The following is a 24,569-nucleotide window of genomic DNA, read 5'->3' as shown; positions in this document are numbered from 1 at the left end:
GTTGCAAACATCTTAATTAAATATTAAATAAACAAGGGTTTTTGCCAAAAAAATGTTAATGCTTTTGCGATTTCATCAACAAAACACAACTATAATTTAATTAGTGTTTTTTGCACCCTAACTCAACTTATAGATGTAAAAACTGTAAAAGGGTTGCGTTAAAATTTTAACTTTGTTTAAAACTTTAACTTTTGGCATTAAAATCTCAATTTTCAACTTTCAATTTAGAATGCGGCACAGATGAAGCTGGAAGAGGCTGTTTAGCTGGCCCTGTTACTGCAGCCGCTGTTATTTTACCATTAGGATTTAACAACGATATACTAAATGATTCTAAACAGCTTTCTGAAAAAAAACGAACTTCTTTAAAACCAATTATAGAATCTCAATCAATCGCTTTTGGTGTAGAACATATTTTTGAAGAAGAAATAGATACTATTAATATTCTTAACGCCTCAATAAAAGCCATGCATGGTTCTATTTCTAAACTCAGTAGAGTTCCAGATTATATAATAGTTGATGGCAATAAGTTTAAATCTTTTAATTCTATACCTTATAAAACAATAGTAAAAGGTGATAGCAAATTCTTAAATATAGCAGCAGCATCAATTTTAGCTAAAACCTACAGAGATGCATATATGGAAAAAATCCATAATGAATACCCTATGTACAACTGGAAACAAAACAAAGGGTATCCCACAAAAGAACATAGAGCTGCCATAGAAAAATACGGAATTACAAAATACCACAGAAAATCATTTAGATTATTACCTGAGCAATACCGTTTAGATTTATAACTTTTTATATTTGTAGATATAATTACTTTTAATGAAACAATTTTGTTTTTTATTGGTTGTACTTTCTGTGTTAGTCTCTTGTCAAAGAGATTATGACAAAATTAAATCACCATATAAGCTTTTACCTTCTAAAATTAATTCTGTAATCTTAGTAAATGAACTTAACGATTTTACTAAAAGCATCGAAAATCATCCTGTTTTATCTGCTATATATAATAAGGAGTTAAAAGCTACTTCTAAACTCTTAGAAAATCTTAGCACAACTAAGCAAGTTTATATAGCTTTTTTAAATCCATCACATTCAGATTATTTAATTTTAACTAAAAACGATTCTTCTTTATTTACTATAGACTCTATTTCTAATACCATTCCAGAGAATCCAGAAAACATTAATAAAACACAAATTGATTCTGAAATTTTTTATCACAAAACCTTCAACAAGGTATTTGCCGCTTCAAATAATTTAGAGATATTAAAAACACTCAACACAAAAAACAAGAATGATGAATTGATTCGTTTAATTGAGTCTACTGATAAAAAATCTATTGCATCTTTAGTTTTTAAACCCAATTCTCCTAATTATTCTAAATTACTCTTTTCTCCAATTAACAATAGTACTAGCAGTAATTATGCAATGTTAGATTTAAATTTCTCTAATAATAATCTTAATTACAATGGCATTGTAACATCTAACGATTCTATCTTACAACAAATAGATTGCTTTAAAAACAGTATTCCACAAAAAACAAATTCAATTAACGTTGCCCCATCTAACACAAAATCATTACTAAGTGTTACCTACGATGATTTTTCTACATTTAATAAAAACCTATCCGAGTTTAACAAACAACCTATTGATAGCTCTCAAACATTTTTAAATTTCACTAATGAGATTGCTGAGACAAACAACGCGTTAATTCTTCACTCATTAAATACTGATATGGCTACAGAAGCAATTGAAGAAAAAACTAATGTAGAGACCTTTAGAGATGTTGATATTTATGAATTTAAAAATCCAGATTTCTTTAGCTCTAGACTAAAGCCATTTATAGCTTTTGAGAACGCTAATTACTTTTGCGAATATGATGAGTTTATTATTTTTTCACATTCTATTGAAGCTTTAAAAGCTATTATTTCAGACGCACTTAACAACAATACAATTGCCAACTCTAATGCTTTTAAAAATATAAGCGAAAAACTAAGTGATGACGCTTCGGTTTTTATATTTAAAAACAACGAAAGTTTAAATGATATTCTTAATTCTGACACCAAAAGATACAAAGCAAATGTTGTACAATATATTTATGAAGACAATTACGCTCATATCAACGGAATTATACAAGAGTATAAGAAAAAAGCCGCTTCTAACACAGTTGCCGAAAGTTTTAACACCATAATTGATGCTTCAATAATTTCACCTCCTCAAACGGTAAAAAATCATATTACTAAAGCTCACGATATTGTTGTGCAAGATGTTAATAATGTATTATACCTCATATCTAGCTCTGGAGATATTCTTTGGAAAAAAGAACTACAAGGCAAGATTCTTGGAGACATTAAACAAATAGACATGTTTAAAAACGGAAGGTTACAGTTAGCCTTTACAACACCTCATCGCCTTTATGTTTTAGACAGAAACGGGAATGATGTTTCTCCTTTTCCTAGAAAATTCAACGACGAAATAACACAGCCGCTTTCGGTTTTTGATTATGATAAGAGAAAAAACTACAGATTACTAGTAACCCAAGGTAAAAACTTATTAATGTATGATGCTAAAGGAAAAGCCATTACTGGGTTCAATTACAAAAACAACAACAAAGAAATCACCACACAACCTAAGCACTTTAGAATAGCTAGCAAAGACTACATAGCTTTTGCTACCGAAGACAAACTTAAAATTCTTAATCGCAAAGGTCGTACTAGAGTTGATGTAAAAGAAACAATTCGTTTTTCGAAAAATGAACTATTTCTTTATCAAAACAAATTCACCTCAACAAACACCCTTGGTCAACTTATCCAAGTAGATACCAAAGGCAATGCAAGGACCAGAGATTTAAATTTAACAGACAAACATAAGGTTACCACCACGAGTAAAACATTGGTATCTATGACCGATAATAAACTAAATATTAAAACCCGAAGCATCGATTTAGATTACGGAGAATATACCCAACCAGAAATATTTTATCTAAACGATAAAATTTATGTCACCACAACTGATTTACAATCTAAAAAAGTTTATTTGTTTGACAGCCAAGCAAAACCAATTCCTAATTTCCCTGTTTTTGGCACCTCAGCTGCAACAATAGAAAATTTAGATAAAGAAAACGGTTTAGAGCTAATAACCCAAGCAGACAATAAAACCATAGTTACCTACAAACTATACTAAATTTTCTGCCATCTATACATTTTATTTTTAAGTCACAATAGTTATTATTAATTTTATAGCGCTATTAATCAATGACTTAAAATGAAATTTTCAAAATTACTCTTAGCAATTCCCCTTATAATTTTTATTTTACCAACTCTTAATGCACAAACAAAAAAAATCAAACGTCCAAAAAGTCGCGTTGGCATTTCGAGTGTAGACAATTTTGTTCAAGAATCTTTCGACTTATATGATAAAGTCTATAAATACGATGGCTATGCAGCTTCTGGAAAATCTTTAGACGACGAAGATATTGATGTATTAGAAGACGCTTTAGAAGAAATGTCTTTGCTAAGTGATTCCGCCCCAAACATTATAAATGATTTAGATGGTGTTGGTATGTTAAAGCAAGGTAAAGCTACGTTGCAAATGAATAAAGCCAAAAAAGCTTTAAAGTATAGCATTAAAACCTCTAAACAACTACTACTAGGACAGAGAGAAAGAGATTCTAAAGAAGAAAAAAACGATAGTCCCACTACTAAGGACAGTGACAACAAAAAAGATTCTAAAGACACCAAAAACACCAACGACTCATCAACCAAAAACACAGAAGAAGCTCCATCCAATATCTCAGATGATTTAGAAGTATATAGTAAATTCGATTTTGTACCAGGTGATAAACTTATCTTTTTCGATGATTTTTCTCAAGATTTTATTGGTGATTTACCAAGTAAATGGAACACTAACGGATCTGGCGCAATTGTGAAGTTCAATAAAGTAGAAGGCAATTGGTTTGAATTAAAAGCTGGTTACCTTTTGTTTATAATACCAGAATTTAATCAACTACCCGAAGACTACACTATTGAGTTTGATTTACTCACCTCTGGCATAACCAATAAAACATCCTCTAGTTCTAGATTAGAAGTAGTGCTTAGCGACTCTAATACTTTTGTTTATGGTAAAAAACATTACGCTAAAGTTGCACTACCTATTGCTCAATACAAGGTATGTAACATAGATACTTACAATCATTTTCACGAAAGAGGAGGAATGATTAACTCTGGACTTATAGCAGATATACGAGATGAAGTTAAAAATCAACCTCACATATCTATTTCAGTAACAAAAAAACGATTTAGACTTTGGGTAAATGAAGTTAAATATGTTGATATTCCAAAGTTTATTGAAGAATTAAACGTACTCAATTATCTAAAATTTCATATTGACAGACTTAAAGATGGAGAAGAACGCGTGTTTATTAAAAATCTAAAAGTTGCAGAAGGAGGTGTAGACCTTAGACGCAAATTAATGAGCGATGGTAAAATTTCTACCAATGGCATTTTGTTCGATTCAGGTTCAGATAAAATACAACCACAATCCTTGGGTATTGTTCGTCAGATTTCGCAAGTACTAATGCAAGACGAAAACATAAAACTCAACATCGTTGGTCATACAGATTCAGATGGTTCAGATGAAGCCAACTTAAAGTTATCTAAAGCTAGAGCAGAAGCTGTAAAAGACGCTTTAATAAACATCTACAAAATCTCTAAAGATCGTTTAACTACAGATGGTAAAGGAGACTCCAAACCTGTTAGCGACAATAGTACTACAGACGGAAAAGCAAAAAACAGACGTGTTGAGTTTATAAAAATATAACGACAACCAAATCTCGAGTCCCTGAGTCTAGAAAACGTCAAATTTATTTTGACGTTTTCTTTAGTTTTAAGCCTTTCCTTTTGTAGTATTGTAAACTAATAGTTTTGCAATGATTAAACGACAAAAAGCCTCTATAAAAAGCTGCATTATTCATAAAGTAGGTAATAAATTTAATGATACTAAAAATGCATTTTCAGATGCCATAGTAAACTTTGACGAAGCCACTTATAACTTAATGCTACCCTATCTTTTAAAGCCATTTGTAAACCTAGCCGAAAGTTATCGTTTTCATCACCATAGTGATGTTGGTTTAAACGAAATTAACACCTACACAAATCAACTTTTTAAAGATGAAGCCGATTTTATTGAAGTTTCTAAACATATCGTAACTCATTTATTTGAACAAAGTAATTCTGCACAAATAAAAACAGGAGATGTACTCGTTTGCCATTTTGAAAACATACAATACGAAGACTATTTCACAGATGCCATTGGTATTTATAAAATTGAAAATAAGATCGAGTTTTTTCAAACTTATTTAGAGGAAGGCAACTACGACGTTTTTGTTCAAAAAGGCATACAGGCAAAAAAAGTTGATAAAGGATGTTTGGTACTAAATACATCAGACCTAGAAGGTAAAATTGTATTTAGTGTAGATAACAACACTTATGATACGCAGTACTGGATTAAAAGTTTTTTAAACATCAAATACCCAGATGACAGCAACCAGCATACTAAAAATTGCATAGAGCTATGTAGAGAATTCTCTAAAGAAGTACTACAACCCAATTTTGGTGGGCAAGCTCAAAGTAGCTTCTTGGCAAACACTGTTGATTTCTTTAAAGAAAATGAAATTGTAAATATAGAAACCTTTAAAGAAGAAGTCTTTGAAGAGGAAGACCAAATTCAACTCTTTGAAGATTATAAAAAAACATACGAATCCGAAAACAAAGTGCTTATTAGAAACCAATTTGATGTTTCTGAACGCGTGTTAAAAAAGCAAAAACAAAAAATAAAAACCGAAATAAAATTAGACACCAACATACAGATAAAACTCGATGTTGATGCACCAGATGCCTCTGCAGAATATCTAGAACGTGGTTACGACGAAGATAAAAAAATGCACTACTACAAAGTGTTTTTCAATGATGAATCGTAACTTTAATTTGTAAAAAAATCCGATTACTTTAGTAGTATACTCAGCTACATATAATTGCATGCGATTAAAATCATCCTAAATATAATGACCAAAAACTTATATCTTAATACAGGAATAGCTTCTTTAATTGCCTTTATACTGCTAGTAATCATGCACTTTTCTTGGCCTTTAAAAGCATATTCTTTATATGATGTAATATTAGGAAATGTAAATTTATCTGACCTTGAAAAGGGTGATATTATTCAATCAATAGGCATTAATTATGCCTTAGATACTATTTTCATTTTTTCTTGGATAGCTTCTTGGTCTGGATTGTATTTACATTTTAAATCATTAAATGTAAAAGGAATAGGATTATGCCTTGGATTGAGTATAGCTGGCGCACTTTTAGACCTTAGTGAAAATTCAATAAGTTTTTCACTACTTACAGGAAACATCAAAAACCCAGAAAACGTCTTATTACTACATTCCTTTATAAGAGATATTAGTTTTTGGCTTCCTATGGTTGCATCATTTATGCTAGTAATGATGATACCTAAACAAAGTGGACTCTCCTATATCGCACTTAAGTTCTTAGGGATAATTGGTGTATTTTTTGCTATTCTTGGAATGTATATTCAATCGTTTTCCTCAATTCCGTACTATTGGTTTGGATTGTGGTTTTTAAGCTCGTCATTATTTCTAATTAACAATTACAGAAAAACAACAATCACAAATAAACCACCTAAAACCAATTAGTTAGTGCCTTTTTAGTTTTTTTAAAAAACACTCAAAGACTTTCTTTTAAATGATATTTATCATGTTTCTATATGTTTGGAAATCTTAATTTTGAACCATTCTAAATTGTGATTTTGCAAGCTCAGTTTAAAATACAAATTCAACAAATGATTGAAAAATCTATGCGAAAAATCAAACAAGACATACAAACCGAAGAAGATGTAGAATTGATGGTAAATTCTTTTTACGATAAAGTTAATAAAGATGAGTTGCTTTCTTATGTATTTAATGACTTTTCAAAAGTAAATTGGAAAGCACATTTACCAAAAATGTATCGCTTTTGGAACACCCTAATTTTTGGCAAACAATCCTACAAGGGCAGTCCTTTTGACTCTCATATCTCATTACCCGTTAATAAAACTCATTTTGATCGCTGGATACAACTATTCGATATAAATATAGACGAGCACTTTAAAGGCGAAGTTGCAGATAACACAAAATTAAGAGCAAAATCTATAGCTTACGTTTTTCAAAGCAAACTAGAATATATAAATAAAAATTAATGAAAACAGCAAACATACTTCAAGACATAGAATACAACGATAGTAAACCTGTAATTTCTGTCTTATTTGAAACAGATTTCACCAAAGAAATAAGAATTGCCATGAAAAAAGGTACAGTAATGAAAGAACATAAAACATCTTACTCAATTGTTGTACAAATAATTGAAGGAAATATTGATTTTGGCGTTCAACAAAAAACAAACAACTTAAATAAAGGAAGTATTATTGCCTTAGAAGGAGGCATACCTCACGATTTAAAAGCAAACGAAAACAGTATTATAAGGCTAACTTTAACTAAAAACGATACAACCCAACGCGTAGAAAAAGTTGCTAAAGATTAAATTAAAAGAGTAAACATAAAGCGTACTACTTACATATATTTTAAATACCAAAGCATAGATTAAAACACTTATTTTTCTTTTTGCTAATTTAGAGGCTTTACTATGGCAAAACGACAAAAAAGAGAGTTCAATGACTTTGGTTTAGGAGAAAAATCATCTTCTAAAGGTTTTCGTGCTTTAAATAAAGATGGAAGTTTTAATATCGAAAAAACAAACATACCTTTATTTGAACGCCTTAACTTCTTCCACACATTGGTGACTATGAAATGGTCACATTTCTTTGGCTTCATCTTTCTTGGTTACTTTACAGTTAATATAATATTTGCCGTAATATACACCATCATTGGTGTAGAAAACTTAACTGGAACTCAAGGAATGACAAGTTTTGAGCAGTTTATGGAAGCTTTCTTTTTTAGTGCACAAACCATCACTACCTTAGGTTATGGAAGAGTAGCACCATTAGGATTACCAGCTAATATTGTGGCTGCAATAGAATCACTTTTAGGCTTGCTGTTTTTTGCTTTGGCAACAGGTCTGCTTTATGGTAGATTCTCTAAACCTGTATCTAAAATTAGATACAGCGATAAAGCTATTATCTCCCCTTATCAAGAAATTAATGGTTTTATGTTTAGATTAATCAACCCACAAAAAAATGAACTGCTCGATGTAGAAATTAATGTAAGCGTATCTATGAAACGTGAAAACTCAGAACTAAGAGATTTCCATATTTTAAATCTAGAACGTGAAAAAGTTAGATTTTTCCCTTCTATGTGGACAATTGTTCATCCTATTGACAACAACAGCCCTCTTTTTGGGTTAAGCACAGAAGATTATAATAAAAAAGATTTTGAGTTTATAGCTATGCTAAGAGCTTTTGACGAATCCTCAGGACAAATGGTCTATTCAAGATCTTCTTACAAACCTGAAGAAATTGAATGGGGACAAAAATTTGTATATGCAGCAAAACAATCTAACGGAAAAACCTATATAGATGTAAGTAAAATTAATGAAAGTGAGAAAGCAGAGCTTAACTAGAAAACTCAGCTTCAAAAAGCACTTTAAAATGCTTTAAAAGCTTCTGTTTTACTTCTTCCTCATCAACCTTATCTACACCAAGCTCGTTGTTTAAAGAAGACACTGCTTTTCCTCTAATACCACAAGGAATAATATTATCAAAATAACCTAAATCTGCATTTACATTAAGTGCAAAACCATGCATGGTTACCCATCTACTTGCTCGTACTCCCATAGCACAAATCTTACGAGCAAATGGAGTACCAACATCTAACCAAACTCCAGTTTCACCAGGACTTCGTTCTGTTTTTAACCCATACTCTGCTAATGTTAAAATAATCATTTCCTCTAAAAGACGTAAGTACTTATGAATATCCGTAAAGAAATTCTCTAAATCTAAAATAGGATAACCTACAATTTGCCCAGGACCATGGTAAGTAATATCTCCACCTCTATTTATTTTGTAGAATGTAGCACCTTTTTGAGCCAATTGCTCTTCAGAAAGTAAGAGGTTAGACAAATCACCACTTTTACCCAAAGTATATACATGCGGATGCTCTACAAAAAGAAAATGATTATCGGTTTCTAAACCTGCATCTTCTCTTCTGTTTTTGATTTTTGTATCTAAAATGGCTTTAAAAAGCGTTTCTTGGTAATCCCAAGTCTCTTTGTAATCTTTTAAGCCTAAATCGTTTAACTTTATCGTCTTATTCAAACCTTAATCCTCTAAAACAACATCTAAATTCATAATTGAAGCATCACCGTTTATAGCACTCCACGACACCTTATAAGTCACTGTTTTACCATCTTCTGATATTGTAGCATCTTTGCTCGACACAGATTTCACTTTTTTAGGAAATGTGTATACAAGTGTATAAAATGAATTAGAAAGCACATCTTCAAACTGCATCATCATCATGTCCTTCATCTGGTCATCTTCGGCACTTTCTTCTTCTTCACCTTTATCGTCTTCCACACTATTATTAGAATCTAGTGTTGCTGGTTGAAATCTAGAAAAAGTATTATTCTTAAAGGAAAATGTTACTTTCTCTGTTTTTGTAAATTCGTCTAATTGCTGTTGAGGAGCCTGTCCATCTTTATTCCCTATATCCTTCACATAGTTCATAGCCTCATCTGTTTGTTCATAAATTGTTTTTAGTTCATCAAAAGCTTCAAACTCTTTTGACATATTAAAATTAAAAACACTTTTTGCTTCATCCATTTCAATATCTAAAACCATGCCTTTTAACTTTTCTAACTTTAAGCGTTCTTCCTCAGGTAAGGTCGCTATACTGTCTTTATAGGTTTTTAAAAACTCATTAAAGACTATAGTAGTATCCATTTTCTCTCTACGCTCTCTTTCTTCAGACGGAGGTCTATTTTTATTTGCATACTCCATCATTGGAGATAAATCGAAACCTGTAACATAATTTCCACTCATGCTTTTGTCAAAAACAATAGACTCTGTCACATTACAACTTGTTATAATGATAGTAATAATAAATAAAAAGGATAATTTTTTCATGATTGCTTTACGGATTTAGTAAAGCACAAAGATACAGATTTATCGTTCAGGATTATTGAGAATTATCAATGCTGCAATAACTCCAGGAATCCAACCACATAGACAAAGTATAAAAGTGATTAGAAATGAACCACAACCTTTATCTACAACAGCTAAAGGCGGAAAAATAATAGCTAAAATAACACGCCAGATACTCATAATTTCGTTTTTGATTTGATGTACAGATAGGACGTTATTGTGTTAAAATTGTTACACAAATTGAAATGTAGTCCTTAGAATATTTTAAAATTATGTAGATTCGTTTTATGCAAATTAGATTTTTAATAGCATTTTTATTGTGTTCACTCTATGGTGAAGCGCAATATTCGTTTTCTGGATTCACAAATCCTGAAGAATGGCAAAACACCGTATATCTATCTGTAGTTGAGGATTACCGCAAAATGTCTGGCGTATATTCTGAACAAATTATTGCTAAAACTACAGCAGATAAAACTGGTTTTTTTGAGTTTAAAGGCAATATGCTAGACTCAGAAAATCGAATCTATAGAATACATGTAGATAAATGCTCAGAAAATCAGCAAAACCTCAACCATTTTAATGGTCATTGTAATAATAGTGAAGAACTATTATTTATTGCCAAAAATACAGACACACTCAACCTTCCATTTTCTTTTGGCAATCAGGTATTTTGCAAGGTAGAATCTAGTAACCCAAAAGCTAATGCTTTCTTAAAAATCGATTCTTTAAAAAACGAAATGCGCTTTGCCTATGGAGAAGTAAGAAGTGAAGCCAATAGAAAATTGAATAACAAAAAATGGTTTAAAGCGCTTCAGGCTTATGGGGAGGCATTAAATGAACCCATCGCTGAGCTTTCGATTTACGCCTATCTATCTGATAGAAGTAGTGATCTGCATAGCTATTATGTTGAAGATTTAAAGGATAATTCATATTATGACAATCTTAAAACACGATTAGAGAACACCTATCCTAACGCTCCTTATACAGTACAATATAGAAATGAATTAGCTTCTGACCGTTACATGTTAGCAGCTTCTAATAATGCTTCTTTAGATTCTAATTGGAACATTTACCTCTATACCTTTTTAGCAATTTCACTTTTTTTGAACATCCATTTGCTTTACAGCAACTGGAGAAAAAAACAAACTAAAACCGAAGATTTAAAAGCAAAATTATCTAAACAAGAACAGGTGGTTTTAGAGCATATTCTTCAAAATAAAACCAATAAAGATATTGCAGAATCACTTTTTTTGAGCGTTAGTACTGTAAAATCGCATACAAATAACATTTACAAAAAATTAAACGTACAATCTCGTAGCGGCGCAAAATCCCTGTTTTCTAAATAGTTACAAAATTCAACCTAGGTACTAGTACCGATTTCCAACCTTAATTTTTCTAAATTAACATCATAATCTTAGATGTTTGCTTCAGTATTAATCAAAAAAATTAAATCATGAAACGAACACTAAACACAATTATCATTTTAGTTTTATCAGTAGGTTTTTTTAATGCAGATCTTGCTGATTTAGTAAATCACGAAAACAAAGTAGCAGTTATAAAATTTACTACTGAGGTTATTGACTATGGAATCGTTGAACAAAACTCTAACGGTGTAAGAACCTTCACATTTATCAATGAAGGTGATGCTCCTTTACTAATTACAAAAGTAAAAACCAGTTGTGGTTGCACAGTGCCAAGTTACTCTAAAGCACCTATTCTACCTGGTGAATCTGGCGAACTAGAAATTAAATACAATACAAAAAAACTAGGCGCTTTTACTAAAACCGTAACTGTTATGTCTAATTCAGAAGGAGGCAACAAAATCCTAAAAATCAAAGGAAATATTGTAGCTGCAAAATAGAAGTTATACCCTTATACAATTTTATTATTCTGAACTTGTTTCAAAATCTTTTATAGATTTTCAATAAACAAGAAACCGAAACAAGTTCAGTTTAACAATTTTGACCTTTATTTCAATAAATGGGATTCATCTATATTAAACCTTATGCTTTCTCATCATTCATTCTACACGCTGTAGAAACAACAAACCATTTCCATTTAAAACCAATCAATCATGAAAACGAATATCTTTTCAACTATACTAGCATTTATATTATTCTTTCAACTAAATGCTCAAAATATTAATGTAGAAATAACCGAAAACACAACAACTCCTTACCTGCTTGGAAAAATTGACAAAAACGGATTAGAAGGAGAAAACTACAAATCCTGGTTCACAAAAAACTATAACGATTATCAACCAAATACAGAAATCACAAATGCTATTGCTTCTAAATTAAAATCGTATAACATTACGGTTTTTATGGGCACATGGTGTGGTGATAGCAAAAAAGAAGTGCCTAGATTATATAGAGTACTAGAAACATGTAATTTCCCTATGGAACAATTAACTGTTGTAGCAGTAAGTAGACAACCAGACATGTATAAACAAAGCCCTCAGCACGAAGAAGCAGGTTTAAACATTCATCGTGTACCCACTATTATTTTTTATAAAAACGATAAGGAAGTAAATAGAATTGTAGAACATCCTGTAAAATCTATTGAAGAAGATATTCAGAATATCATCACTGTAAATGATTACAAATCTAATTATCAAATTGTAGCTGCTGTTGACAAAATTCTAAATAAAAAAGGTGCAAAAGGCTTAAAAAGAAAACAAAAAAAGCTGATAAAAAAACACAAAGATATAGTAACAAGTATGTTTGAACTAAATACTTATGGACGCATTTTATGGGGAACTAAAAGGGTGGAAGAAGCCATTGCTGTTTTTAAATTTAACACAGAATTGTTTCCTGAAGAGCCAAGAACATACATGAGTTTAGCCAATACATTAGGAGCTTCTGGTTATAAAGAAAAAGCCATAAAAGTATTAGAAAATGCTATTGAACTATTTCCAAAGAACGATGATCTAAAACAAAATTTAGAGGTTATAAAATCTTATTAAAAAAGCAGTTCTCAAATTATTGTAAATAATGTAATTTTGCACCTGCTTACCGCATAAGGTAAGATTCAAAAAAATTACAAGAATGCAACTTTCAGAACAAGAATTAGTACGACGCGAAAAGTTAGAAAAATTAAGAGCTTTAGGGATTAATCCTTATCCAGCTGATTTATTTCCTGTTAATCACACCTCTAAACAAATAAAATCTGATTATAAAGAAGGTAAACAGGTAACTATTGCTGGTCGTCTAATGGCTATCAATGTTCAAGGAAAAGCATCTTTCGCACAATTACAAGATAGCGAAGGGCGTATTCAAGTATACTTTAACAGAGATGAAATTTGCACTGGCGAAGATAAATCTTTATACAATGATGTTTTTAAAAAACTGATCGATTTAGGAGATTTTGTTGGTATTGAAGGAGAACTTTTCACAACCAAAGTTGGTGAAAAAACAGTGATGGTAAAACAATTTCAACTACTGAGTAAAGCATTAAAACCTTTACCAATTCCGAAGCAAAAAGATGGAGTTACTTTTGATGCTTTTACAGATCCTGAGCAACGCTACAGACAACGTTATGCAGATTTAGCTGTAAATCCGCATGTAAAAGAGGTATTTGTTAAGCGTACCAAGCTATTTAATGCTATGCGTCAGTTTTTTAATGATGCTGGTTATTTTGAAGTAGAAACACCAATCTTACAACCAATAGCTGGTGGTGCTGCTGCAAGACCTTTTGTAACACATCACAACAGTTTAGATATTCCATTATACATGAGAATTGCTAACGAATTATACTTAAAACGTTTAATCGTTGGTGGTTTTGATGGTGTGTATGAGTTTTCTAAAAATTTCCGTAACGAGGGTATGGACAGAACACATAATCCTGAGTTTACAGCCATGGAAATCTATGTCGCTTACAAGGATTACAACTGGATGATGGATTTCTGCGAAAAATTATTAGAGCATTGTGCTATAGCTGTTAATGGAACAACCGAAGCAACTTTTGGTGAGCACAAAGTAGATTTTAAAGCACCATATAAGCGTATTTCAATGCGCGATTCTATTTTAGAATTCACAGGTTTTGATATTTATAACAAATCTGAAGACGAAATAAGAGCTGCTGCCAAAAGCATGGACATAGAAGTAGATGCTACAATGGGTAAAGGCAAGCTTATCGATGAGATTTTTGGAGAAAAGTGTGAAGGCAATTATATACAACCTACCTTTATTACAGATTATCCTAAAGAGATGAGTCCATTGTGTAAAGAGCATCGCGAAAACGCTGAGCTAACTGAACGTTTTGAGCTTATGGTTTGTGGTAAAGAAATTGCTAATGCGTATTCAGAATTGAATGACCCAATCGATCAGCGCGAACGTTTTGAGCATCAATTAGAATTAGCAAAAAAAGGGGATGATGAAGCCACTGGAACTATCGATTACGATTTCTTACGTGCTTTAGAATATGGTATGCCTCCTACTTCTGGCATGGGAATTGGTATGGATCGTTTAATTATGTTCTTAACCAACAATCAAAGTATTCAAGAGGTATTATTTTTCCCGCAAATGCGACCAGAAAAGAAACAAGTAGCGTTAAACGATAATGAAAAAGCCATTTTTGAAGTTTTAAAATCTCAAAAAAGAATGACTTTAAGTGATTTAAAAGCACAATCTGGATTAAGCAACAAAGGCTGGGACAAAGGCATTAAAGGCCTTGGAAAACATGGTTTAACTAAAGTTGAAAAGACTGAAGAAGGGCTTTTTGTTGAAATGGTTTAATCTCGCAAACAAATCCTTTAAGTCATATATTGCCATCAGCTTGTTAAGTTTATAGAAAACAAAACATTTAAAAGAAGTATTTAGTTCCAATCACCAACATTGGTTGGAACTTTTTCATTTAAATACAGCTCAAGGAAACTCACTAAATCTTTTGCTATAAACTTATTAGGCTCACCATTTTGTCCAAGTTGTATAATTTGACCTATATAACCATTTTCATCTGGTAACATATCCATAGCATATCTATAGGTGTAATCTTCATAAAAAGGCAGCCATCTTGGTGATACAGCAACTGGCATTATTCTCTTAGATTTATCTCCATATTTCTCATTGGTTAAACTTGATAGAGGTGTACGGTAAAATTGCAGATTCATTTCTCTTAAACGCACTTCTAATTTATCTAACTTATTAAATGGCCCATTAAGATTTTGATATTTAAAAAAGAACCTTAAATCATCTGGCAGTAAAATTTCAGAAGAAGTTAAATACACTCTTTGGGGCAATGGTTTTATTTTTCCTTTATACTTAAACTTATACTTGTTATTAATCTTATTCCAAACATTAATAAGCTTGGTAGTATCTAACTCAGTTTTATTAGACGATTTGCCCTCATATTCATATAAGAATCTATAATGTCTTAGTTGTGCATTTAAAAGAAACTTTGGCACACTATCATTCTCATAAAAATCTTTTAATGGATAATCGTAATGTTCATAATTTCCATCATCATTATACACTACCAAATCGTTATTATTTGTTGAGACAACTAATTGTTCACCATCATCAATACCTATTGAAACTAAAAATGATTGCTTTGGGTAAGATTTGTTTATAATATCTCTTATAGACTTTAAAAACAACATTTTATCAGACTCATCTAGAGCATTAAAATCTTTAATATTGAATAGCGTCAATACCTTGTTGTTTTTAATCTCAGAATAAAAACTAATATTACTTTTATCAAGCCCAAAATCTTTCATATTAAGTTCTTTATTTAACAGGTATGAAATCGAATCCTTATTAAAGATTGGTGCTTCATTTGCATTATTTAAGGCTGTCTTTAATTGACTAATGTTAAAATCTTGTTCATCCTTATCTTGCTCTATTTTCGTATTTCTTTTACTTTCCTCAATGATTGAATCAACACCACTATAAGCCAAATAACCCAATAAGTTTACAACTTGATAAACCACAAGAATCAAAAAAACAAAATGCCACCAAGGTCTTCTTAAAGGGTCTTTTTTATAATTGTCTAATAACAACTTTGATGCTGTCTTTTTATAATGGTGCTGACCACAACGCCTACAAGTAAACTCAATAATTTTTCCAAGAGGAATTATCGGTATCCAAAACAAATAAAAATAACTTGCAGTTCCTTTTACATCAAAAGATTCTACACTATTACATTTACCGCAAACGGTATTCCCCTTAACTGGTTTGCTTTTTAGCTTGTTATCCCGAAAACCATATATTATAAAAAACATAACTCTTCGTATTTAAAGCTAAAAATAAAAAAATATCTATTGTATAATTTCTAATCTTATCTAATTTAAACCACACTCTTTTTTAGATGGAACAGCCATCCATTACCCTTGGTAAACTTTATTTTTATTATTTAAACTCAATATACATTTCTTTAGCCCATTTGTTATTCTATTCATTTTTATTATTTTCACAAGCGCTATGAATCAGATACTTATTCCTAAAATGAAAAAAATCACATTTTTATTCGTATTATTTCTTATTGTTTTTTCTTGTGGAAGCGATGATGACGACACTATAGATGCATGCGTAGAAGTCACAAATGTTCAAGTAAATAATATTACTACATCGTCAGCAACTGTAAGTTGGGCTGACACTAACGAAGAAAGCACATATGTTCTAGAATATGGAATTTCGGGTTTTGTATTAGGCTCTGGAACTACAGTAACTGAAACCACAACATCGACTAATTTATCTAACCTAGAACCTTCAACAACTTACGATGTTTATGTTCAAGCCGTTTGTTCTACAAATAACACTAGCCTATTTACAGACGTTTATAGTTTTACAACTGAAACATTACCTATTGTACCAGAATTTAGACCTATCCTTTCTCAATTAAACCTGTATACTGGTGATTTAAGCGATTTAAATATTTCTTCACGTGCTTTAAAATACGACCTCAACAATGAATTATTTACAGATTACGCTCACAAACAACGCTTAATTGCACTACCTGAAAATACTACAATGCAATATAATGGTGATGGATTACCTATTTTTCCTGACAATACAGTTATTGCAAAAACTTTTTATTACAACATCAATGAACAAGATTTATCTCTAGGAAAAATAATTATTGAAACACGAGTACTTATAAAAATTAATGGTGAATGGGAAACAGGTGATTATAAATGGAATGCAGAGCAAACTGAAGCTGTTTTAGATTTAGGAGGTAGTATTGTGCCTGTTACTTGGACAGATGCGGAAGGAGTAACAAATACTATAGATTACCAAATACCTTCTAATATGGATTGTTTTACTTGCCATAATACAGATAATATAGCCACACCAATTGGACCAAAACTAAGAAATATGAACTTTATAGTTGATGGCATAAATCAAATAGATGATTTTATAAATACTCAAAACTTAAGTGGTGTATCTAGTAGCTCTGAAATTTCTACTATGGTAAATTGGGAAGACACTACACAATCTTTAGAATCTAGAACAAGGTCGTATTTTGATATTAATTGTGCACACTGTCATATAGAAGGCGGAGATTGCGATGATGCATCTACATTGCGTTTAGCGTACGAAACTTCACTTGAAGATTCTCAAATAATAGAAAGAAAGTTGAGTATTCGACTTAGAGTTTCAGAATACAATGAAGGTTTTAGTATGCCTTTTATTGGTACAACTATGTTACATGACGAAGGTGTAGCTTTAATACGAGATTATCTAGATACATTAGAATAATCTTACGTTAAAGAAATACTAAAGTCGGTTTAGTTTTTAATGATTCTTAACAGAATACGTATTTTCATGCGAATTTTATTAAAACCAACGCAAAGTGAAACAAATATCCTTTAAGCTACTCCTTGTAGCTTCTGCGTTTTTAGCATTTTCGTGTTCTACAGCTAAAAAGGCAAGTAAATCAAAAAAAACTGATGCCACAGCTATGGCAAAACCACCTGGTAAAAAACCAGGAAAAAATGACCCAAAACCTTACAACAAAGTTATTACCAAAGACGCTAAAAGTGACGCTGGATTATTTACGGTACACACGGTAAATGATAAATTTTATTACGAAATACCAGACTCTCTATTTAATAGAGAAATGCTTATGGTTACGCGTATTTCTAAAACTGCAAGCGGACTTGGTTTTGGTGGTGGCAAACAAAACGAACAGGTTTTACGTTGGGAAAGAAAAGGAAAGAAAGTAATATTACGTGTTGTTTCTTATAATGTTACTGCTGCAGATTCTTTACCAGTAAATGAAGCTGTTAAGAATTCTAATTTTGAGCCTGTATTGTTCACTTTTCCTATTAAAGCTTACAGTAAAGATTCTACAAGTACTGTTATAGATGCTACGCCTTTATTTAGCAAAGATGTAAAATCTTTAGGCTTACCTCAGTTTAGAAGAAGACCTTACAAAGTTTCAAGATTAGAAAACGACAAATCGTTTATAGAAAACATAAAGAGTTACCCTAGAAATATTGAAGCGCGTCATGTAAAAACTTATGCAGCTGGCTCACCTCCATCTAATTGGAGTACAGGAAGTATTTCTATTGAGATTAACAACTCAATGATCTTATTACCAGAAAACCCAATGAAACGACGCTATTTTGATGAGCGTGTGGGTTGGTTTACAAGCAGTACAACAGATTATGGCTTAGAAGACCAAAGAAGTAAGTCATTAACTTATTTAGATCGTTGGAGATTAGAGGTTAAAGATGAAGATATTGAAAAATTTAAACGTGGCGAATTAGTTGTACCTAAAAAACAGATTGTTTATTACATAGACAGAGCTACTCCAAAAAAATGGAGAAAATATATTAAGCAAGGTATTGAAGATTGGCAAGTTGCTTTTGAAGCTGCTGGATTTAAAGATGCTATTATAGCTAAAGATCCTCCATCTGTTGAAGAAGATCCTGAATGGACTCCAGAAGATGTTCGCTATTCTGTAGTAAGATACTTAGCGTCTCCGATTCCAAATGCTAATGGACCTCATGTTAGTGATCCAAGAACTGGTGAAATTTTAGAAAGTGATATCAACTGGTATCATAATGTAATGTCGCTTCTAAGAGGATGGTTCTTTGTACAGACTGCAGCTATAAATCCTGAAGCACAAAGCCCAGAATTTAAAGATGAAGTTATGGGACGCTTAATTCGTTTTGTATCTGCTCACGAAGTAGGTCATACCCTTGGATTACCTCATAATATGGGAAGTTCTTGTGCATATAAAGTAGAAGATCTTCGTAACGCTGCTTTTACTCAAAAATATGGTACTGCACCATCTATAATGGATTATGCGCGTTTTAACTATGTAGCACAACCTGGTGATGAAGGTGTTGCTTTAATGCCAAACATTGGTGTTTATGATAAATACTCTATAGCTTGGGGTTACAAACCTATTTTAGACAAAACTGCAGAAGAAGAAAAAGAAACATTAAACCAATGGATTACTGCGCATGCTGGTGACCCAATGTATCGTTTTGGACACCAACAAGTAGGTGATGTACACGATCCTAGTTCACAAACAGAAGATTTAGGTGATAATGCTATGCTTGCTAGCGAGTATGGTATTAAAAACCTTAAACGTATCGTTCCTAACTTAATTGAATGGACTACTGAAGCTGGAGAAGATTATGATGATTTACAAGAAATGTATGGTCATGTTGTATCTCAGTTTAATCGTTATATGGGACATGTTTCTAACAACATTGGAGGTGTGTATGAGCATTATAAAACTTCTGAACAAGATGGTGTAGTTTATACTCCAGTACCAAAAGCACATCAAAAAGAAGCTATGCAATTTATACAAGATCATTTATTTTCAACGCCAAAGTGGTTAATTGATAAGAACATCTTTGATCGTATAGAGTATTCTGGTTCTGTTGAGCGTATTCGCGGATTACAAGCTAGAACATTAAACAACATCTTAAGCTTAGGTAAAATGCAACGCTTAACTGAAGCTTATACATACGACAATAAAGCTTATGCCTTAACAGACATGATGCGTGATATTCGTAGAGGTGTATGGAGCGAGTTACGTACAGGTAAAAAAATTGATACTTACAGACGTAACTTACAACGTGCTCATATTGATAGATTAGCATATTTAATGACTGCTAAAAATCAAACAAAAGGTCCTGATTTTGGCGGTTATAGAAAATCTACTGCTGTAAACACTAGTCAGTCAGATATTAGAGCCATAGTAAGAGCAGAGCTAAAAACATTACGTAGTCAGTTAAGATCTGCTCGTGGTGGTGATGCTATTAGCAGAATTCACATAGCTGATGCTATAGAACGTATTAACGATATTTTAGATCCTAAGAACTAATGTAGTATAATAGCTCATTAGGGTTAAAAGGCTTCAATTAATTTTGAAGCCTTTTTTAGTTTTAAAACCTTATCTATTAGTAAATAATACTCTATAAAATGAACACTACAAATACTTCAAAAAAACATCTGCAAAAGGGTCTTGATTAACAACCGTGTAATAAAACAAAGCACCCAACCATCCATGAAATAAACCAAGAACATAAATATTTTTAGATTTTAAATAAATATATCCATAGAATAATGCAAGAATAAATGTTCCAACCATTAGCCAAACAGATGGATAATGCACTACAGAAAAGAATACTGCTGTCACCAAAATCACAAAGGTTTTGTTTAGCCTTATTCTCTTTAAATCCTTAAGGTTTCCCGCCAATAATCCTATAGTTAAAAATTGTTGAACACTTCCCCAAATAGGGTAAGTGATTAACAATGGAACAATATGCCATGTAAGATTAATTGTGCCTTGCGCATAACCAATTATAAAGAATGATAAAATTGAAATTATTGCAAATGGTAACATTAATCGCATTACAGATTTAAAATTATCCCATCTAAAACCCCAATCCTTAAGCACATTTTTATCCTTTTTGTAACGATAAACCACATAAAAAGCCCAAATCAGAATGGCTACAATTACAAATGGAAGCCTCCAATTAAGATAGTCCATAAATACAAATTTTCCTATTCCAGTGAGTACTACACCACAAATTTCCAATAACCTCACTTTATCTGAGATTGGCCTTATCAGCTTTAAATTGGAATACTGAATTAAATAAGATGTTAGTTTACTTTTCATCACCAAACGTTTCTGCAGACTCTAATTCTCCTTTTTCGTTATAGTATTTAAAAAGTCCTATTTCGGATCCTCTTTGGTAATAACCTTCGGTTTTTAATTTTCCGTTGTCATGATATTCCAAATATTTTCCAAACAAAAATCCATCTGAATACCTCATCTTTACTTTCAGCTTTCCGTTATTATAATATTCTTTCACCTCACCTATTAAAATCCCTTCTTGATAATTAACCCTTTTGTTCAGCACACCATTCTTATGATAATAAATATGATTTCCTGTTTTTACTCCATCTGAATAACTACCAATTTTCTTTAACTTACCATTGTCGTAGTATGAAATCCATTCACCAACCTTTGAACCATTTTGATAACGCCCTTTTAACAACAAAAGACCTGTAATGGAATCGTATTTTACGTGTTTAGAATCCATATCTAAAATTTCGACTAAACTCCCATCTTCTGCATAAGACTCTCTTATATGCACAGTATCATTAATAATTTCCTTATGTTTTAATTGATTATTTTTAAAATACTGGACGTGCTTAAAATTATCTATAAGCTCTATACGTTCTTGCTTTAGAGAACCATTATAGAAATACTCTAAATACTTACCGTCTTTTGCTACCGATTTTTCTTTTCCATTTTCATGATAGGATATTTCAAAATTGTTTGACGGATTCATAAAATTTTCTTTTTTATGATATGCCAGATTACCATTCTTGTAGTATTCTTTCATCTCTCTTGTATCGTCAGACCAAATATTTTCATAAATCAATTGACCATTATCAAAATATTCCTTTCTTAAATCTGTATTCTCGTGCCCTTCATCGTACACTGCATAAAGTTTTAGCTTTCCATTGTCATGATATTCAACTGCGCTACCAGTAAATTTTTCTCCATTATAAGTCATATAACATTTAGTAGTTTTCTCTGGGCGCAGAAAGAAAAAACTCATAACATCTGTACTACTATGGCATTCTTCTTTAAGGAATTGATACTTTAAATTACCTTTTCCATCACCATCATCACCATATTTACTACAAGAGAAGAATACCGATATTAATAATATGTAGAACATATTTTTCATAGTGTTAATTTAATAATTTGATTTAAAACCTCGCAGCTCTAAACCAATCTGCGAGGTTTTGGGTTACCAACTAACCAATCATCAAAACTAATTTTAGTCTTTTTTAGTTTCAATTTCCTTATCAATATAAGCTACATCTCTTGTGTTTTTTTGCACAGCTATTGCAGAAAAAAGACTTAATGTAAAAGACATACCATAAAATCCTTTTTCGCTTAATTCTAAATCTGCATTCCATAACCCAACCACTAATAAAACAATTGCAGCTACTGTGGTAAACCAACTTATTCCATAATACATTTCGGTTACTTGTATGTTTTCTAATTTGTCTCTTACAGCCTTCTGAACAGAAATAACCGAAAACAAACCAAAAAGCAAAATTGTAAAATAATAGCCCTTCTCATTGAGCTCCATAGTAGCATTCCACAAACCAATACAATAAGACACCATGCCTATACACAAAGCTGCCCAAGAAGCTCCAATAAAAGCTGGTGTTGGTTTTTGGTCGTAAACTTTATTCTCTTTCTTTTTTTCTTTTGCTTTTTCATCATCCTTTAAGGATACTGTTGTTTGATAATTCATAATATTTTGTTTTAATGATTACAGGACAAATTTGAAACAAAAGGCATTTACATAAAAATCAAATTATTTAAAAAAATGACGATATATTTTATATCTATAATCATAAAACAATCATTTTTATTATATTTTAATAAAATATAATGACGATTAAATGATAGCGCTAAAATCAATTATAGAAACTTTTAGTTTAGAAGATCAGCAAAAATTCGTTATGTATCTACAACAAAAAAACAAACGAAAAGACGCTAAGAACATTCAACTATTCAAGTTGATGACAAAAGTCGATTTAGACCCAAAAGCAATTTGCCAAAAACTATATAACGTTGATAACAGCAATGCATACCATGCATTAAGAAAACGATTATTTAATTCTTTGATAGACTTTACTGCTAACAAAAATCTTCAGGATGAAAATTCTATTGACATGCAGATTATAAAATATATTCTAGCCTCCAGAACTTATCTACTTCAAAAAAACTATGACATTGCTTACAAAATATTAGACAAAGCAGAACGCTTAGCCGATGAGCATTTACTCTACCCTATTCTTAATGAAATATACCACACCAAAATTCAGTACGCTCCTAATTATCCGAAAATAAATCTAGAAAAACTCATTATTAAACAAAACGAAAATCGTAAAAAACATCTGCTAGAAGACCAGCTAAATATGGTCTACGCCAAATTAAAATCCGTTTTAAACTCCATTAATCACCAAAGCAAAGCCATCAATTTTGAAAGTGAACTTAAAACCATCCTAAAAGACTACGACATTGAACTTAACGAATCCCTTTCCTTTAAGTCTTTATATCAGATTTTAGCCATTGTAAATATTTCTGCATTGGTTACTAACAGGTATTTTGAAATTGAAAATTTTGTATTAAAAAGCTATAAAATTCTAAAGGAAAAGAAAGACACAAACAAACAGCTGTTTTATCAAATTCATATTGTTTACATTATTGCAAATACGCTTTTCAGAAACAAAAAATTTAAAAAATCACTGAAATATATTAATGAAATGGAAGGGCTAATGCAATTGAAAAAAAGCACTTATTACAAACAATTCATTTTAAAGAAAACCTTAGTTGAAGCTTTAAATTACAACTACAACAACCAACAAAACAAAGCTATTCAGCTGGCAGAAAATCTAATTAACAATAAACATAACGATATTGAATCTTTTTTGGATTTACACTTATCACTTTTAATGTTTTATTTTCAAAAAGAAGATTTTACTAAAGCCAAACACATACTCTCTAAATTTTACCACACAGACAAATACTACATTGAAAAAGCTGGAATAGATTGGGTAATTAAAAAAAACTTAGCCGAAATCTTACTCTATATTGAATTAGAAGATGACGATTTATTTTACTCAAGATTAAAAAGCTTTAAACGCAAATACACCTCTTACCTTAAACAAATTAATCAATCGAGAATACTTACATTTATAAGCTATGTAGAACGCATATATTACAATCCTAATCTTATTAAAAACAATGGTTTCTCGTTACAATTAAGAACAACTTTTGAGGAAACTTCTATTCAAAAAGAAGACATTTTTGTCATAAGTTTTTATGCTTGGCTTAAAAACAAAACAGAGAAAAACAACCTTTACCACACCACGCTTAAACTCATAAAATCCTAAATATTATACAGATGCAACATA

The 24,569-nt window shown here is 31.3% G+C and carries 22 protein-coding genes; 15 read left to right on the top strand and 7 right to left on the bottom strand.

Annotation, left to right across the window (positions count from 1 at the left end; all coding sequences use genetic code 11):
* The first annotated feature begins 191 nt into the window (after positions 1–191).
* The 8 genes from N4A42_RS01130 to N4A42_RS01095 all read left to right on the top strand — a co-directional run bounded on the left by N4A42_RS01130 (position 192) and on the right by N4A42_RS01095 (position 8,633).
* Positions 192–794, top strand: a complete 603-nt coding sequence (locus N4A42_RS01130) for a ribonuclease HII (RefSeq protein ID WP_294068714.1) — start codon at positions 192–194, stop codon at positions 792–794.
* 31 nt (positions 795–825) lie between these two features.
* The gene (locus N4A42_RS01125) at positions 826–3,183 is read left to right on the top strand and encodes a ribonuclease HII (RefSeq protein ID WP_294068712.1); all 2,358 of its coding nucleotides are present in this window, start codon (positions 826–828) and stop codon (positions 3,181–3,183) included.
* An 81-nt stretch (positions 3,184–3,264) separates the two neighbouring features.
* On the top strand, positions 3,265–4,818 hold the full coding sequence (locus N4A42_RS01120) for an OmpA family protein (RefSeq protein ID WP_294068710.1): 1,554 nt from the start codon (positions 3,265–3,267) through the stop codon (positions 4,816–4,818).
* 109 nt (positions 4,819–4,927) lie between these two features.
* Positions 4,928–5,977, top strand: coding sequence for a nucleoid-associated protein (locus N4A42_RS01115; protein WP_294068708.1), 1,050 nt, complete (start codon positions 4,928–4,930; stop codon positions 5,975–5,977).
* 84 nt (positions 5,978–6,061) lie between these two features.
* Positions 6,062–6,715 carry a hypothetical protein gene (locus N4A42_RS01110; RefSeq protein WP_294068706.1) on the top strand — a complete coding sequence of 218 codons (654 nt, stop codon included), beginning with the start codon at positions 6,062–6,064 and terminating at the stop codon, positions 6,713–6,715.
* A gap of 161 nt (positions 6,716–6,876) precedes the next feature.
* On the top strand, positions 6,877–7,257 hold the full coding sequence (locus N4A42_RS01105; protein ID WP_294068704.1) for a group III truncated hemoglobin: 381 nt from the start codon (positions 6,877–6,879) through the stop codon (positions 7,255–7,257).
* The gene (locus N4A42_RS01100) at positions 7,257–7,598 is read left to right on the top strand and encodes an AraC family ligand binding domain-containing protein (RefSeq protein ID WP_294068702.1); all 342 of its coding nucleotides are present in this window, start codon (positions 7,257–7,259) and stop codon (positions 7,596–7,598) included. Before N4A42_RS01105 ends, N4A42_RS01100 begins: the two co-directional genes overlap by 1 nt.
* Before the next feature lie 102 nt (positions 7,599–7,700).
* Positions 7,701–8,633 carry an ion channel gene (locus N4A42_RS01095; protein ID WP_294068700.1) on the top strand — a complete coding sequence of 311 codons (933 nt, stop codon included), beginning with the start codon at positions 7,701–7,703 and terminating at the stop codon, positions 8,631–8,633.
* Here the strand turns inward: N4A42_RS01095 and lipB are convergent.
* The 3 genes from lipB to N4A42_RS01080 are packed head-to-tail and all read right to left on the bottom strand — an operon-like array spanning position 8,626 to position 10,335.
* Complete coding sequence (gene lipB / locus N4A42_RS01090) at positions 8,626–9,327, bottom strand: lipoyl(octanoyl) transferase LipB (RefSeq protein ID WP_294068698.1); 702 nt, start codon at positions 9,325–9,327, stop codon at positions 8,626–8,628. The genes N4A42_RS01095 and lipB overlap by 8 nt on opposite strands.
* Positions 9,328–9,330: 3 nt before the next feature.
* Complete coding sequence (locus N4A42_RS01085) at positions 9,331–10,137, bottom strand: hypothetical protein (RefSeq protein WP_294068696.1); 807 nt, start codon at positions 10,135–10,137, stop codon at positions 9,331–9,333.
* A 39-nt stretch (positions 10,138–10,176) separates the two neighbouring features.
* Positions 10,177–10,335 (bottom strand): YqaE/Pmp3 family membrane protein, encoded by a 159-nt coding sequence (locus N4A42_RS01080; RefSeq protein ID WP_294068694.1) that lies wholly within the window; start codon positions 10,333–10,335, stop codon positions 10,177–10,179.
* A gap of 107 nt (positions 10,336–10,442) precedes the next feature.
* Between N4A42_RS01080 and N4A42_RS01075 the strand changes: the two genes are divergently transcribed.
* From N4A42_RS01075 to lysS, 4 genes are all read left to right on the top strand, one after another.
* Positions 10,443–11,501 (top strand): LuxR C-terminal-related transcriptional regulator, encoded by a 1,059-nt coding sequence (locus N4A42_RS01075; protein WP_294068692.1) that lies wholly within the window; start codon positions 10,443–10,445, stop codon positions 11,499–11,501.
* 107 nt (positions 11,502–11,608) lie between these two features.
* On the top strand, positions 11,609–12,016 hold the full coding sequence (locus N4A42_RS01070) for a DUF1573 domain-containing protein (protein ID WP_294068690.1): 408 nt from the start codon (positions 11,609–11,611) through the stop codon (positions 12,014–12,016).
* 213 nt (positions 12,017–12,229) lie between these two features.
* Positions 12,230–13,120 carry a thioredoxin family protein gene (locus tag N4A42_RS01065; RefSeq protein ID WP_294068688.1) on the top strand — a complete coding sequence of 297 codons (891 nt, stop codon included), beginning with the start codon at positions 12,230–12,232 and terminating at the stop codon, positions 13,118–13,120.
* Between the two features lie 82 nt (positions 13,121–13,202).
* Positions 13,203–14,891, top strand: a complete 1,689-nt coding sequence (gene lysS, locus N4A42_RS01060) for a lysine--tRNA ligase (RefSeq protein WP_294068686.1) — start codon at positions 13,203–13,205, stop codon at positions 14,889–14,891.
* An 80-nt stretch (positions 14,892–14,971) separates the two neighbouring features.
* Here the strand turns inward: lysS and N4A42_RS01055 are convergent, their stop codons facing one another.
* Positions 14,972–16,375, bottom strand: a complete 1,404-nt coding sequence (locus N4A42_RS01055; RefSeq protein ID WP_294068684.1) for a hypothetical protein — start codon at positions 16,373–16,375, stop codon at positions 14,972–14,974.
* Positions 16,376–16,574: 199 nt separating this feature from the next.
* Between N4A42_RS01055 and N4A42_RS01050 the strand changes: the two genes are divergently transcribed.
* Both N4A42_RS01050 and N4A42_RS01045 read left to right on the top strand, forming a co-directional pair.
* Positions 16,575–17,852, top strand: coding sequence for a fibronectin type III domain-containing protein (locus tag N4A42_RS01050; RefSeq protein WP_294068682.1), 1,278 nt, complete (start codon positions 16,575–16,577; stop codon positions 17,850–17,852).
* 94 nt (positions 17,853–17,946) lie between these two features.
* On the top strand, positions 17,947–20,439 hold the full coding sequence (locus N4A42_RS01045; RefSeq protein WP_294068680.1) for a zinc-dependent metalloprotease: 2,493 nt from the start codon (positions 17,947–17,949) through the stop codon (positions 20,437–20,439).
* A 105-nt stretch (positions 20,440–20,544) separates the two neighbouring features.
* Here N4A42_RS01045 and N4A42_RS01040 read toward each other — a convergent pair whose 3' ends face one another.
* The 3 genes from N4A42_RS01040 to yiaA all read right to left on the bottom strand — a co-directional run bounded on the left by N4A42_RS01040 (position 20,545) and on the right by yiaA (position 22,900).
* Positions 20,545–21,237: a CPBP family intramembrane glutamic endopeptidase gene (locus tag N4A42_RS01040; RefSeq protein ID WP_294068678.1), complete on the bottom strand. Its 693-nt coding sequence runs from the start codon at positions 21,235–21,237 to the stop codon at positions 20,545–20,547.
* The gene (locus N4A42_RS01035) at positions 21,227–22,312 is read right to left on the bottom strand and encodes a toxin-antitoxin system YwqK family antitoxin (RefSeq protein ID WP_294068676.1); all 1,086 of its coding nucleotides are present in this window, start codon (positions 22,310–22,312) and stop codon (positions 21,227–21,229) included. The genes N4A42_RS01040 and N4A42_RS01035 overlap by 11 nt, the downstream gene beginning before the upstream one ends.
* Positions 22,313–22,414: 102 nt before the next feature.
* Positions 22,415–22,900 (bottom strand): inner membrane protein YiaA, encoded by a 486-nt coding sequence (gene yiaA / locus N4A42_RS01030; protein WP_294068674.1) that lies wholly within the window; start codon positions 22,898–22,900, stop codon positions 22,415–22,417.
* A gap of 151 nt (positions 22,901–23,051) precedes the next feature.
* On the opposite strand from yiaA, the gene N4A42_RS01025 reads away from it, so the two are divergent.
* On the top strand, positions 23,052–24,548 hold the full coding sequence (locus N4A42_RS01025; protein ID WP_294068672.1) for a hypothetical protein: 1,497 nt from the start codon (positions 23,052–23,054) through the stop codon (positions 24,546–24,548).
* The last annotated feature ends 21 nt before the right edge of the window (positions 24,549–24,569 follow it).

Origin of the sequence: Winogradskyella sp., from assembly GCF_025210595.1 — a bacterium.
In the GTDB taxonomy this organism is placed as follows: domain Bacteria; phylum Bacteroidota; class Bacteroidia; order Flavobacteriales; family Flavobacteriaceae; genus Winogradskyella.
The sequence above is the reverse complement of the archived record's forward strand: the minus strand, read 5'-3'. Positions and strand labels throughout refer to the sequence as shown.